Here is a 13320-nt window from a genome sequence, read left to right as displayed (position 1 = left end):
GCGAAATGAGACCGGCTTATGACAGCTTCCATGATGGAAGACCTCGGGGGGGTTAATGGTGGTGACGTGGCCGTTCCCGGAGACAGCCCGGGCACGGCAGATCGAGGAGGGGAAGAGCCGGCGGGTCGATGACGCTGTCTGCGTGCACGTGCGGGATGCCGGCGGAAGGCGCAAAGGAGAGGATGAAACGGCGTGGAGGGCTTTTCCCTTGCGCCGTCGTTTGATCAGGACCGTCTTTCGGCAAGATTCTTGCGGAAGAATCGTCCGAGTTCCTCAAAATGAAAGCGTTCTTCGGGCATGTTTTCGTCCATGTGGTACTGGGCGTGGGAAAGACCTTCAAATACGATGAGATCGGCAGGCACGCCGGATTCCCGCAGCTTGAGATGCATGCGCACGGTGTTGCTGAGAAAGAGGTCTCTGGTGCCGGAGGTGAGAAGAGTGGGAGGAAAGCCGTGAACGTCTCCGTTGACCGGGGAGAGAAAAGGGTCTTCCATGTCGTGTTCTCCGGCATACAGCCTTGCGGCTCCGGCCAGCCAGCCGTCGTAGCTTACCAGAACGTTGTCCACGCCTTCGTTGGTGAAGTAGCTGTCGCCTTTTTTGCTCATCTGCGCCCACGGGGTGCCCGAGGCTAGGGCACCGGGAAGCGGCAGGCCTTCTGCCTTGGCCCTGAGAGCCAGAATGAGCGTCATGGCCCCGCCCGTGGACGTGCCGAACACGCCTATGCTTTGTGCGGGAGTCGTGTTCAGCAGTTCCCGGTAAACGGCCATGGCATCGTCGATGGCCGCGGGATACGGAAAGTCGGGAGCCATCCGGTAGTCTGCGTACACGACCCTGAATCCGCCGATTCCGGCCATGAGCACGGCTTCCTGCGTGCCCGCCTCGCCGGGGCCGAGCACATAGCCTCCTCCGTGAAGATTGAGAAGCACGCGTCCGTCGTCCGGCACGTTCCGGGGTTCAAAAATGAAGACGGGCACCCCGGCCATGACGGCGTGCGTCATGGTCACGCCGAGCTTTTCCCGCAGGGCGGGCAGAGCCGCCTTCTGCTGTTCTGCCACGGCGGAAATCCAGGCCTTCCATTCTTCCGTGGTGCGGGGAGGTTTGTCCCAGCCCCGGGGAAGGCCCGCACCTATCATGGCCTGCAACTGAGGGCTGACGGTGTCGGGAACAGGGAAGGAAGATTCCCTGCCCATGACGGGAGTGACGGATGCAAGAGAGAGAAGTGCGGCAATGATGCCTCGGGAAAGATGATTCATGACGACTCCGCAATCGCCTGCCGGACAGAAGGTTGAAGGAATGACCTGCCTGTTATAGGAAAAACGCCATTCTATAGCAAATGCTTATATAAAATCGAAAACAATGCTTTACAGGCATGAAATTAATCAGTATTGGAAAGAAAAGCGTCTGTCGCCGCAACGATCGTCGTCTTCGTTTTTTCAGTCTTTTTCGGCGTGGAGAGGTGCGTCATCGGCGGGATGGGAATTGCGCGGGACGACGCTGGGGCAGGCTTTATCGTAAGCGAAGGTCTGCCGGGCGGAAAAGAGAATGCGGGTTTTGCCGTGGAACGGGCCGCAGGAGCACGGGAAGCGGCCCGTCATCCGGTTTCGGCACGGCCGGCGTGCGGGCCGCATGATGCCATGGAAACGCAAAGAGCGCCGGTCCGGAGACGGCAGGAGGGAAGATCATGGAACTGAGAGTGCTGCGCTATTTTCTGGCCGTGGCCGGAGAGGAAAACATATCAAGGGCGGCGGAGCTTCTGCACATCACGCAACCCACGCTTTCGAGGCAGCTCATGGAGCTTGAGGACGAGCTCGGCTGCAGGCTTTTTCTGCGCGGAGGAAGGCGCATGACGCTCACGGAGGAGGGAAAGTTTCTCCGCAGGCGTGCGCAGGAAATCGTGTCCCTTGCCGACCGCACGGCCGAGGAGTTCCGTTCGACGAACGAAGACGTGAGCGGCGATGTGCGCATAGGCGGCGGAGAGACGCGGAGCATGAAGGTGATCGCCGGAGCCGCCAGAGCGATGAGTCTGGTCCATCCGCATGTGTCCTTTCATCTTTTCAGCGGCAATGCCGAGGACGTCATGGAAAGGCTGGACAAGGGCCTGGTGGATTTCGGCGTGTTCATCGAACCTGCCGACCTTTCCCGTTACGAGTATATAAGGCTGCCGGTGACGGACCGGTGGGGCGTGCTCATGCGTTCGGATTCGCCGCTTGCCCAAAAGTCGGCACTGCATCCTGATGATCTGCGGGACGTGCCGATGATCTGTTCCCGTCAGACGCTCGTGACCAATGAGTTTTCCGGCTGGCTGGGAGAAAGTTTCGACAGGCTGCACGTGGTGTCCACCTACAATCTTCTCTACAACGCGTCGCTGCTGGTGGAACAGGGGCTTGGGTATGCGCTCTGTCTTGACGGAATCATACGTTGCGGAGACGGCCCTCTCTGCTTTCGCCCCCTGGAACCCAGGCTGGAAGTAGGCATTGCCGTGGCATGGAAGAAATACCAGGTGTTTTCCCGAGCGGCCGAGGCCTTTCTTGAAACGCTTCAGAAAGAAATGGTCGAACATGGCGCATGACGGGTCATGCCTCCCTTGCGGGAGTCCAGAACGTCAGGCAGGTCGACCGCGGGAGAAAAAGGCGCGGCGTTGATCCGCCGAAGTCAGGGACGGCATGGGCATTGGCCTGAAAGACAAAGGGGTCGCATCAGCGACCCCTTTTCATCGTGCCCGGAGCGTCGTGCTACAGGGTGATCAGTTCATATTCTGCGGTGCCGAGGCCGATGGCTTCGGCGTGCTGAATCTGGCTGCGCCAGTCCGTGGTGGGGTGAATGCTGGTGAAGTGGTCATGATCTCCGTGACTGCACTGGCCGAGCACGCTGGAAGCGATGACGGGCGCGGCGTTGACGGCATCGATGCAGGCCTTGTCCAGCGCCACGGGATCGAAGCTGGCGAACATGCCGATGTCCGGCACCACGGCGGCGTCGTTTTCGCCGTGGCAGTCGCAGCAGGGCGACACCTGATTGACGATGCTGATGTGGAAGCAGGGGCGCCCCTGAACCACGGCCTTGGTGTATTCGGCCATGCGGCGGTTGAGAATGCCGCTGTCGGCGTCGGTCTTGCTGGAAATGGCGTCGAAGTTGCAGGTGGCTATGCAGCGGCCGCAGCCCACGCACAGGTCATGATTGATGGTGGCCTTGTGGTCTTCACCGTAGGAAATGGCCGACTGCGCGCAGAAGCGGGAGCAGGTGCGGCAGCCGCGGCATTTTTCATGGTCGATCGTGGGCTTGCCGAGGCAGTGCATGGCCATTTTTCCGGCACGGCTGCCGCAGCCCATGCCGATGTTCTTGATGGTGCCGCCGAAGCCCGTCATTTCGTGACCCTTGAAGTGCGTGAGGGAAATGAAAATGTCGGCGTCCATGATGGCGCGTCCGATGCGGGCGCTCGTGAACTCCGTGCAGCCTTCCAGCGGCACTTCCACGTCGTCGGTTCCCTTGAGGCCGTCGGCGATGATGATCTGGCAGCCGGTGCTGAGCGGCGAGAAGCCGTTTTCATACGCGGCGTCGAGATGTTCAAGCGCGTGCTTGCGGCGACCGACATAGAGGGTGTTGCAGTCGGTGAGGAAGGGGCGGCCGCCGAGAGCCTTCACACGTTCGGCCACGGCGCGGGCAAAGTTGGGACGGAGAAAGGAGAGGTTCCCGGGTTCGCCGAAGTGCATCTTGATGGCCACGAACTTGTTTTCAAAGTCGATGCTTTCGATGCCGGCGGCGCGGATGAGCTTGTCGAGCTTGTCGAGCAGGCTGACGCCCACTTTGCAGCGCATGTCGGTGAAGTAAACTTTGGATGCTGCCATGGAAAATCCTCCTGGTGCGGGTATGTGCGGTAAGAAGTTATGCGGATGTTCTGTCGAAAAAGCCGGACAGCGTTTCCTGAGCTGAAAGGACCGGGCTGGGAAGGCCGGGCATGGCCTCATGGGCGTTTTTGACGAGTTCGGTTCCCAGTTCTGCGGGCATGAGAGCCGTGTCGGATGAGAGCATGTGCACCTCAAGCCTGTTCTTCGCCACGAGACGCAGGCGGAAATCCGCCTGAGGCAGGCCGTGCCGGACGAGGGTCTGCCGTATGGCGTTCTCTCCTGAGGCAATGGCGCTCAGAAGCTCCCTTGTGGGGCGCTCGCCATAGGGGAGACGGGTGAGAAGGCAGGGACGCGGTTTCTGCCAGGCAAGCTCCATGCCCGTTTTCCCGGCAAGGTCGTGGACGTCCTTTTTGGTCAGCCCGGCAAGCGCGAGCGGAGACGTGACGCCGAGTTCACGCACGGCGCGAAGTCCCGGACGATACGCGAGCAGGTCCGAAGCGTTGGTGCCGTCGCAAAGAGGCAGGGAGCTTTCCTGCATGAGCCTTGAAAACATGGTCTTCTTGCACTCGTAGCAGCGGTCTCTTGCTCCGCAGGCCACGGAGGGAAGATTCAGCGGATCGACGGGGATCTCCCGGTACGAAAGCGCGTGCTTTTCTGCCCAGGTGCGGGCGAACTCATGTTCTTCCGGCGGGACGTGAGGACCCGTCACGTGCAGCAGCAGGGGAGAGAAACCCGCAAGAGTCGCGGCATGGGCGAGAAAACGGCTGTCGAGGCCGCCGGAGTAGGCAAGGGCGAACCGGCCGTTTTCCGCCACGTCCGAGAGAATGCCCTGCAACCTGGAAAGCGTCTTGTCTTTCATGATGGCGTCGGAAAGCACGTTCATGCCTCTTCCGGGCTGCCGCAGGCGAAAATGGCGCCGTTGGGCGCGTTTTCAAACACGCGGCTGCCGTAGATGATGGACTTCTTTTCCACTCTCATGGCAGGCCAGGGACCGAACTTTGCGCCGAGGGCCTTCACGAGCGCCATGCCCGTGGGGGTGACCGTTTCTCCTTCTCCGGGGAAGGGGCGCACGGGAACGTCCGCCATGAGTTCCAGCACGGCGGGCGCAGGCACGGGAAGAATGCCGTGAGCGCAGTGAACGAAGCCGTCGGCCACGGGCAGAGGGCTCACCACGAAAAGCGAGGGGGAGAGTCGGTGGAACAGCTCGCAGCTCAGACAGATGTCGAGAATGCTGTCCAGCGCGCCGACTTCGTGAAAGTGAACCTCTTCAGGAGGGCGTCCGTGCACGGCCGCTTCCGCCGAAGCCAGCAGAGTGAAGGCGCGGGAGGAGAGCTCCTTGCCGCCTTCGCTCATGCCGCTGGAGGCGATGAGCGCAAGAATGTCGGCAAGCGTGCGGTGCTCATGCTGGTGGGGCAGGGTGACTTCGGCGTGCCAGCCGCCTATGTGGTTCACTTCCTTGCGCACGAGCTGAACGCTGCCCGCAAGTTCGGGCATGATGGAAGATAGATCCGCCTCCATCTGCTGCGGCGTCGTGCCGGTCATGCAGAGAAGGCCGGCAAGAAAAATGTCGCCGGAAAGCCCGGAATGGGCTCGTATGGTCAGCACCGGTCCGGAAGCGCTTTCCCGTTCGTGAGAATGGTGTTCGTGGGAGTGATGATGTTCGTGATGTTCGCTGCTCATAAGTTGTTTACCACGCGCGCCGCGGCGCAGGCTGCGCCGTAGCCGTTGTCGATATTCATGACCGCAATGCCGGGGGCGCAGCTCGAGAGCATGCTGGAGAGCGCCGCATTCCCGCCTTTTGCCACGCCGTAGCCCACGGAGGTGGGCACGCCGAACACGGGCAGAGGCGTGAGTCCGCCCATGACGCTGGCCAGCGCCGCATCCAGTCCGGCCACGACGATGACGGCCTGAAAACGGTTGATTTCATCCAGTCGCTCCGCAATGCGCCACAGCCCCGCCACGCCGCAGTCTTCAAACACGGCGTGATCTATGCCGAGATACTGCAGCGTCCGGGCCGCTTCCCAGGCGACGGAGCCGTCGGAAGTTCCGGCGGACACGATGGCCACCCTGCCGTTGCTCCGGGCCGGCAGGGTGTCGCCGAAGGCTGTGCGGGACAGCGGATGATAGTCGTACTGCTCCTGCACTTCCGACGGCATCTGCCCGAACACTTCCGGGGCGAGCCTCGTGAACAGTATGGGACGCCCCGACCCTCTGCCGAAGGATTCCAGAAGTTCCCGGATTGCGGCGACGGGCTTTCCCTCGCAGAAGACCGCTTCGGGCAGACCGATGCGGGAGGCGCGGGCGTGATCGAAAAGAATGCCGTGATTCATGATGGTTCCTCTTGCAAGGGAAATAGCGTTCCCGGAGCTTTTTCGCAAGTTGCCATGGACAGGGACATGGCCATGACACGAAATGTAGAGCCCGGACCAGAAGAAAGAAAGATACTATTCTTTCGATTTCTTGCCTGATTCTGCCGAAGGGTTCCGGCATTGTCATGAAACGGCGGAGATGTCAACAGCGCGGCGGGGACGGGGTGCGGGAGAAGACGGACGAGTACGGCAGAATCGGGCAAAAAGCTGAGAGGATCGTATCTGTTTTTTTCGAGCGTACCTTTGTAGCATACGATAATGAGCGGGCAGGGAACCCGCCGTATTCATGCGTTGACCAGGAGGTACTCATGGGCATATCTCGACGGACTTTTCTCAGGGCCGGGGCAGTTGTGGCAGGCACGCTCGCGGCGGGCGCAGCGCTGCCCGGTCGCGGCAGGGCTGCGGAAGCGAAGGCCAGGGTGTACGCCACGAAGTCTCTGGACAGCGAGTCTCTGCGGAAAATGTATGCGCTCGTGTGCGGCGGCATAACGGGCAGGGTGGCCATCAAGCTCCATACCGGCGAGCCGAACGGGCCGAACATTCTTCCCCGCGAATGGGTGCGGGACCTTCAGGCCTCCATTCCGAAGAGCGCCATCGTGGAATGCAACGTTCTTTATCCGAGCCCGCGCCAGACGACGGAAGGACACAGGGAGGTCATCAGGCAGAACGGCTGGACTTTCTGCCCCGTGGACATCATGGACGAAGAGGGCGATGTTTCCCTGCCGGTGAAGAACGGCCGGTGGATCAAGGAACTTGCCGTGGGCTCGCATCTTCTCAACTATGATTCCATGCTGGTGCTCACGCATTTCAAGGGACATACGCTCGGCGGCTTCGGCGGATCGCTCAAGAACATTTCCATAGGCTGTGCCTCGGGAAAGGTCGGCAAGCAGCAGCTGCACAGAGTGACGCCCGAGGGCGGATGGCCGGGCGGAGCCCCCTTCATGGAACGCATGGTGGAGGGAGGCCGGGCCGTTGTGGATCATTTCAACGGGCATATGGCCTATGTCAACGTGCTGCGCAACATGTCGGTGAGCTGCGACTGCGAAGGGGTGGCGGCCGAGCCCGTGCGTCTGCCCGATCTCGGCATTCTTGCCTCCACGGACATTCAGGCGGTGGACAGAGCTTCGGTGGACATGATTTATGCGCTTCCTGAAAACGTGCGTGCGCCCATGGTGGAGCGCATAGAAAGCCGCGAAGGGCTGCGGCAGCTTTCCTATATGAAGGAAACGGGGCTCGGCAGCAGCGAATACGAGCTGATCTGGGTGTAGGTTTGCCGCACGCCGTGAGAAAGCGGCGCAACGAAATGTTTTCTTTTCAGGAGAGGGGCGCCGGCGTAAAAGCGGATCAGCTTTTACGCCGGCGCTGTTCTCTTTTGCAGGAGCGAACTTTGCTGACGAGGCGGTAAAGGCGTCAATGCCTTGCCGCCGTTTTTTCTTTTTGCCGGGCCCGGTATCTTTCCCCACTTTTTGTTTTTGTCATGTCGGCAGGTTTTGCCGCAAAAATCGTATTCCTAATGGCCGCAAAGCCTTGCGCGGGCGTTGCTGAGCGAGGTTTTGCTTCACATTTTTTTACAACATTGCGCGTTGCCTTCGGGGAATTGTTTACGCTACGATGGTATTATGGAGAGTGGGGAATGCCGGTGCGAGGCTTTCGGAGCCGGACGGTAGCCCGGCGTTCTTACGAGGTATTTCAACGGGACGTTGCCATGAGCGAAGAGAAGAACGGCAGACTGCTTCTGATAGATGACGACGAGGAGTTCTGTCTCCTGGTCAAGGACTACATGGAACTTCAGAACATAGCGCTCGATTACCGCATGAGCGGGGAGGAAGGTCTTGCCGCTCTCGGCAGAAAAGGCTACGATCTGGTGCTTCTGGACATGATGCTTCCCGACGTGCCCGGAGTGGAGGTCCTGCGCCGCATCCGCGTGAAGAGCGGTGTTCCGGTCATCATCTTTTCCGCGCACAACGACGAAACGGACCGCATAGTCACGCTTGAGCTTGGAGCCGACGACTATGTGCCCAAGTCTTTTTCCTCCCGGGAGCTGCTTGCCCGCGTGCGCGCCGTTCTGCGGCGCAGTGCCGCTTCCGACGACGGGCGTGAGGAAGTTTTGCGCGTTCACGGCATAGAGCTCAATCCCCGGACGCTTCAGGCTTCGTTCCGGGGACGCCCCATGGAACTGACGTATGTGGAATTTCAGATTCTTCAGGCCATGATGAAGGAGCCGGGCCGCATTTTTTCCCGGGAAACGCTGCTCAATCTTTTTGCCGACAAGGAATGGAACAAGTTCGACCGCAGCGTGGACGTGCACATTTCCACGTTGCGCAAGAAACTGGCCGATGCCACGGGCACAAACACGCATATCCGTACCGTGCGCAGCATGGGGTATGCCTTCATTCGCCAGGACGATGAGGCATGAACGTGCTCAGGTGCAATCTGTATGTCAAGATCACGTTGTGGATGCTGCTCAATCTTGTGCTTCTGGCCGTTCTGGGGTGCGGGTTCAGCCTTTATCTCATGGCGGGCAGAGGGCAGGACGGCATATTGCCCGCGTCCCTGTTCAGCACCAGGGCTGACAGCGCACTGCGCGTCATAAGTGCCAATCTTCAGTATCATTCCGTGCTGGAGTGGGAGGAACTTCTCGAACCTCACGCCAGAAGGCTGCCTGTGCATGTGCATCTTCAGTCTCTGGATACGGAGTCCATACGGGATACGGCCATTCCCGAGCGGATGGTCGAACAGGCCAAAAAGCTTCCCCGCGCCATTTATTCCTTCTGTCCGTCCCCCGAAGTCATGTTCTGGGATCCCATGGGAAGCACCATGTTCGCGGGAAAGAACAGCAACGTGGAATACGGACTTCCGCCCGTGCCGCCCGCGCTTTTTCGGCATACGGATTCTCCTTCCCGCTACTGGCTTGGAAGAGTCATGTACATTCCCGACGGCAACAGGCAGATTCATACCGTGCTTGTGGTTTTGGAATCCGACACTGTGGACGGGCACGGCCTTTTTTTTGATTTCGACGCCCTGTGCCTTCTGGTTCTGGCGATTTTAGGAGTATCCTTTCTCTGGTGGCTTCCTTTCGTCCGTCACCTTTCCCGCCCTTTGCGTCGCATGGCAGAGTATGCGGAGGAGGTGGAGTTCGACAAGTTTTCCTGCGTGGACAGGCCGTTTTTAAGCGACAGGGATTTTTCCGGAGCGCGAAAGGATGAAATCGGCCGGGTGGGCTACGCGCTTGTTTCCATGACTCAGCGCATGAACCGCATGCTCACGGGGCAGAGGCAGTTCATACGCTATGTTGCCCACGAGCTGAACACGCCGCTGGCCAAGGCGCAGATGGGGCTGGGCGTGCTGGAGTGCAAGCTTTCCGGCGACGAGCGCGTCCGCGTGCAGCAGGTGCTCAGGCACATCAAGCGGCTTTCCGTTCTGACCGAAGAAGTGCTTTCCTACCTTCAGGCCAAGGCGGCCATGAACACGCCGAAGGACGTGGTGGTGGACTTGTGCTCTTTTCTTTCCTCCACCGTTCAGGGCGAGGCTCCGGAAGATGACGTGCACGTGGAAGTTGAGCCGGGGCTGAGCCTGGTGACCGACAGAGACTACCTTCAGCGCATGGTCAGCAACGTGCTGAGAAACGCTCAGCACTATGCCGGAGACTGCGGACCCATTGTCATTCGTGCGGAAAAAAAGGATGCGGAAATTGTGATATCCGTCATGGACAGCGGCCCTGGCGTGCCCGAAGAAGATCTGCCTTCCCTCTGTGAGCCGTTTTTTCGGGGCCGCGCCGCGGTTACGCATCCCGGAGGAACGGGGCTGGGACTTTCCATTGTAAAATACTGCATTGAGGCCTGCGGGGGCAGAATGGAGTACGAAAACCGGCGTCCCCGAGGCTTTGCCGTCCGTTTGTGGTTTCCCGTCAAGAAAAAAGGGCACGGCCTCTGGGAAGACGGCGCGGAAATGTAAAGAGAACTTTACAATAGTTTTAGTTTCCTTATCACACCTGATTCCGTTTTCGTGTATTCTTTTTCACAAATGAGAGGTTCTCCTTGGGGAGCCTCAACGGAACATTCTAACAGGAGAAGTGGTATGTTGAAACTTTCCCGGATCGTCGCACTGGGAACTGTTCTGCTTCTTGGGGCTTTTTCGGCTCAGGCCATGGAAAAGCCGCAGGAGTGGGAACTCGTCAATCCTTCCGGCGTCATCAAGCTCGCCCAGGTGGAACCCGCCAAGCGCATCACCTCGCTTGACGGCAAGACGGTAGCCCTGCGCTGGAACAGCAAGCACAACGGCGATGTCGTTCTGGATCGCATTGCGGAGCTCATGGCTCAGAAATATCCCAACACAAAAGTCATCAAGACGTATAAGACCGACCCCAGCCTGAACGGCATTTCCGGCTCTGCCTCCGAATCGGAGCGTGTGGCCAAGGCTGTGGCCTCCGTTAAGCCCGATCTCGTCATTGCCTCCCAGGGTGACTGAGGCAGTTGTACCTCATGGCTGGTAGTTGACCAGTGCAATCTTGAAAAGCTCGGCATCCCCACGGTGACCATTGTTACCGATCAGTTCGTTACCCTCGCCCGCGGCACGCAGAAAAGCCAGGGGCTGACAGATCTTTGTTTCGTGGAGGTTCCCCATCCTCTTGGCATGATTCCCAAGGAGGAAGTTCATGCCAAAGTGGATGCGGCATTTGACGACATTATCAAGGCGGCTACGCAGTGGCAGCCCACCAAGGAAAACGCTGCCGCTCAGGCAAAACCTTATCCGGCCCGCACATTCAAGTTCACCGGTTCCTATGCCGATGTGAACAAGATGTTCGCCCAGCGCAAGTGGTCCCTTTCGCTTCCCATTGTGCCGCCCACGGTGGACAAGGTGGCCGAAATGCTCAAGGGAACCAAGCGTGATCCTTCAGAAGTGGTGTGGGTCGTTCCTCCCCGCAACGGAATGCTCACCGTGGAGCTTGTGGCCACGCTCGGCGTTATGGCCGGAGCCAGGCCGGAACACATGCCCTTGCTGCTCGCCACGGTAGAGGCCATGAAGCAGCCGGAAGCAGCGTGGCGAGGCACTTCCACCACCACTGCAGCCACGTGTCCGCTCATCATCATCAGCGGTCCCATCATCAAGAAGCTCAAGCTGAACGAAGGAACAGGCACGGCCGGAGGTGAGAATCCGGCTACCAACGCTCTTGGATACTTCGTCAATCTTGTCGGCGACGTCGTCGGTGGTTCTGTTCCTCCCAATCTTGATAAGAGCACGCACGGCTCCTCGTTTGATCTCATCGCCAACGTGGTCTGTGAGAATTTCGAAGGGACGCCGTGGAAGCAGTCCTTTGCTGAAGAACAGGGATTTTCCCGTAACGACAGCATCGTGACCATTTCCACGTCCTATCTACCGAATGCCAATATCGACCACGACAGCGTGACCAGCCAGGAACTTTTGAACACCTTCAGCGCTGGCATCGCCGGTACGGCTTCGGGCATAGGCAGCTGTCTCACCGTGCACGTTCGTGACGCCAAAAGCCCGTACGACAGAGCGCTCAGTCAGTGGAACAATTCGGTGACGTATGCGGTGCTTGTCGTCTGTCCTGAACATGCTCAGACTCTTATCCGCGACATGAAGAGCAAGGAAGCCATCAAGGAATATCTCGTCAAGAACATCGCTCTGCCGTACAAGTTCTACACCAAGGGCATCTGTATGCCTCCTGAGGCGTTCGGCCACTACAACGACGATACGCTTATTCCCAGATTCACGCAGCCTGAATCCATCAAGCTCGTCGTCTCTGGTGGCCCGGGCAAGCAGTCTCAGTTCTGGGTTCCTTTCCCCCAGGTATGGAAGCCCGTTTCCGTGAAGATTGCTGAGTAACCTCCTTCTGCAGCGGGGAATTTTCTGTGGAAAATTCCCCGCTGCCCGCAGAGATGTTGGAAAAGTGCGTTTCGTACCTATTCACGCAAGACATGAAAGAAAAAATAATATGTTCCTGGGAGGATCCATGACTACTTCCCGCAGAGATTTTTTGAAGAGTGCGGCCGTTGCCGGTACCGTCGTTGCCGTAGGTTCTCTCATCCATGAAAACGCCGAGGCCGTTTTGCCTTCCGTGGACAAGGACCTGAACGGCATTATTGAAATGCATGTCCATGCAGCGCCGGATGTCCGCAATCGCTCCATTGATCAGCTCAATCTGGCGCGCCAGTTCAGACAGAACGGATATAGAGCGGTCATGTTTAAATGTCATGACTTCTGCACCGCGGACAATGCGTATCTGCTGAGCGACATGGTACCGGGACTCGACGTCTTTGGCGGTATTGCCCTTAATCTCAATTACGGTCCGAAAGTCAATGTGCAGGCGGCAAAAATGGCCACGCAGCTTACCGGGGGCCGTTGCCGCTGCATATGGATGCCCACCTACCAGTCGGCCTATGACATGAAGAGAGCGGGAAAGACCGGCGTTCCGATCCTGGATGGGGCGGGCAAGGTCCTGCCCGAGGTCGTCAAGGTAATGGAGCTGTGTCGTGATGAGGATATTATTTTTGCCACCGGGCATTCCTCTCCAGAGGAGTGCGTGACTCTTTCCGCCAAGGCGAAAGAAGTGGGCGTGAAAAAGTTTGTGGTCACGCACTGCACGCAGACGTTCTGGTTCCTTACCAAGGATCAGGCCATGAAGTGTCTGGAAAACGGCGCCTATCTGGAACATTCCATTCTACCCTATTATAACGGCGAACACTGTCTTGTGCCTGCCTATCAGAAGGCCCGTCAGACCAAATTGGAAGAGATTGTCGAATACATCAAGCTGGATCCTTCCCACCAGTTCATTTCTTCCGATCTTGGAATGTCCAAGATGCCGAATCCCGTAGATGGAATGCTGGATTGCCTGCGCGGGCTTCGCAAGGCGGGGCTTGCCGACAATGAGCTTGACATTGCCACGCGCAAGGTGCCTGCGTATCTGCTGGGGCTGAAGTAAAAAAGGCCCGGACGTATTGGTTGTCAGATAATGAACCGTATTTCCGGGGCAAGTAAAGAATGGGGAAAAGGACCTGTCTTTTTCCCCACGCTTTGTTTTCTGCAGGACATACGGAAATGCCGGTACTGGGGCAATCTCTGGAAGAAGCGGGGTCTTTGAAACGTTT

11 protein-coding genes are annotated in these 13320 nt (G+C 58.6%); 6 read left to right on the top strand and 5 right to left on the bottom strand.

Going from position 1 to position 13320, the window contains the following annotated elements:
• Positions 1–224: 224 nt before the first annotated feature.
• Positions 225–1253 carry an alpha/beta hydrolase gene (locus QZZ60_RS06855; protein ID WP_295639694.1) on the bottom strand — a complete coding sequence of 343 codons (1029 nt, stop codon included), beginning with the start codon at positions 1251–1253 and terminating at the stop codon, positions 225–227.
• 428 nt (positions 1254–1681) lie between these two features.
• Between QZZ60_RS06855 and QZZ60_RS06850 the strand changes: the two genes are divergently transcribed.
• Positions 1682–2569, top strand: a complete 888-nt coding sequence (locus tag QZZ60_RS06850; RefSeq protein WP_295639690.1) for a LysR family transcriptional regulator — start codon at positions 1682–1684, stop codon at positions 2567–2569.
• Positions 2570–2732: 163 nt separating this feature from the next.
• On the opposite strand, the gene QZZ60_RS06845 is transcribed toward QZZ60_RS06850, so the two are convergent.
• Genes QZZ60_RS06845 through larB form a run of 4 tightly spaced genes read right to left on the bottom strand, consistent with a single transcriptional unit; the run spans position 2733 to position 6172 of the window.
• Positions 2733–3842 (bottom strand): DUF362 domain-containing protein, encoded by a 1110-nt coding sequence (locus QZZ60_RS06845; RefSeq protein ID WP_295639688.1) that lies wholly within the window; start codon positions 3840–3842, stop codon positions 2733–2735.
• 37 nt (positions 3843–3879) lie between these two features.
• Positions 3880–4725, bottom strand: coding sequence for a tRNA(Ile)-lysidine synthetase (locus QZZ60_RS06840; protein ID WP_295639685.1), 846 nt, complete (start codon positions 4723–4725; stop codon positions 3880–3882).
• Positions 4722–5522: a LarC family nickel insertion protein gene (locus tag QZZ60_RS06835; protein ID WP_295639683.1), complete on the bottom strand. Its 801-nt coding sequence runs from the start codon at positions 5520–5522 to the stop codon at positions 4722–4724. Before QZZ60_RS06835 ends, QZZ60_RS06840 begins: the two co-directional genes overlap by 4 nt.
• Complete coding sequence (gene larB / locus QZZ60_RS06830; RefSeq protein WP_295639679.1) at positions 5519–6172, bottom strand: nickel pincer cofactor biosynthesis protein LarB; 654 nt, start codon at positions 6170–6172, stop codon at positions 5519–5521. Before larB ends, QZZ60_RS06835 begins: the two co-directional genes overlap by 4 nt.
• 347 nt (positions 6173–6519) lie before the next feature.
• Here larB and QZZ60_RS06825 point away from each other — a divergent pair, with 347 nt between their 5' ends.
• From QZZ60_RS06825 to QZZ60_RS06805, 5 genes are all read left to right on the top strand, one after another.
• Positions 6520–7479, top strand: a complete 960-nt coding sequence (locus QZZ60_RS06825) for a DUF362 domain-containing protein (RefSeq protein ID WP_295639676.1) — start codon at positions 6520–6522, stop codon at positions 7477–7479.
• A 437-nt stretch (positions 7480–7916) separates the two neighbouring features.
• Positions 7917–8627 carry a response regulator transcription factor gene (locus tag QZZ60_RS06820; RefSeq protein WP_295639673.1) on the top strand — a complete coding sequence of 237 codons (711 nt, stop codon included), beginning with the start codon at positions 7917–7919 and terminating at the stop codon, positions 8625–8627.
• Complete coding sequence (locus QZZ60_RS06815) at positions 8624–10165, top strand: HAMP domain-containing sensor histidine kinase (protein WP_295639670.1); 1542 nt, start codon at positions 8624–8626, stop codon at positions 10163–10165. The genes QZZ60_RS06820 and QZZ60_RS06815 overlap by 4 nt, the downstream gene beginning before the upstream one ends.
• 123 nt (positions 10166–10288) lie before the next feature.
• Entirely contained in the window at positions 10289–12058 is a 1770-nt protein-coding gene (locus QZZ60_RS06810) for a UGSC family (seleno)protein (RefSeq protein ID WP_295639667.1), read from the top strand.
• A 127-nt stretch (positions 12059–12185) separates the two neighbouring features.
• A complete protein-coding gene (locus QZZ60_RS06805) occupies positions 12186–13154 on the top strand; it encodes a DUF6282 family protein (RefSeq protein WP_295639665.1) in 969 nt (322 codons plus the stop codon).
• The last annotated feature ends 166 nt before the right edge of the window (positions 13155–13320 follow it).

Source organism: uncultured Mailhella sp., assembly GCF_905187505.1.
Classification (GTDB): domain Bacteria; phylum Desulfobacterota; class Desulfovibrionia; order Desulfovibrionales; family Desulfovibrionaceae; genus Mailhella.
The sequence above is the reverse complement of the archived record's forward strand: the minus strand, read 5'-3'. Positions and strand labels throughout refer to the sequence as shown.

Coding starts and splice junctions, on each gene's coding strand:
- QZZ60_RS06845 (WP_295639688.1), bottom strand. CDS start 3,842: ATGGCAGCATCCAAAGTTTACTTCACCGACATGCGCTGCAAAGTGGGC.
- QZZ60_RS06820 (WP_295639673.1), top strand. CDS start 7,917: ATGAGCGAAGAGAAGAACGGCAGACTGCTTCTGATAGATGACGACGAG.
- QZZ60_RS06835 (WP_295639683.1), bottom strand. CDS start 5,522: ATGAGCAGCGAACATCACGAACATCATCACTCCCACGAACACCATTCT.
- QZZ60_RS06850 (WP_295639690.1), top strand. CDS start 1,682: ATGGAACTGAGAGTGCTGCGCTATTTTCTGGCCGTGGCCGGAGAGGAA.
- QZZ60_RS06825 (WP_295639676.1), top strand. CDS start 6,520: ATGGGCATATCTCGACGGACTTTTCTCAGGGCCGGGGCAGTTGTGGCA.
- QZZ60_RS06815 (WP_295639670.1), top strand. CDS start 8,624: ATGAACGTGCTCAGGTGCAATCTGTATGTCAAGATCACGTTGTGGATG.
- larB (WP_295639679.1), bottom strand. CDS start 6,172: ATGAATCACGGCATTCTTTTCGATCACGCCCGCGCCTCCCGCATCGGT.
- QZZ60_RS06840 (WP_295639685.1), bottom strand. CDS start 4,725: ATGAACGTGCTTTCCGACGCCATCATGAAAGACAAGACGCTTTCCAGG.
- QZZ60_RS06855 (WP_295639694.1), bottom strand. CDS start 1,253: ATGAATCATCTTTCCCGAGGCATCATTGCCGCACTTCTCTCTCTTGCA.
- QZZ60_RS06805 (WP_295639665.1), top strand. CDS start 12,186: ATGACTACTTCCCGCAGAGATTTTTTGAAGAGTGCGGCCGTTGCCGGT.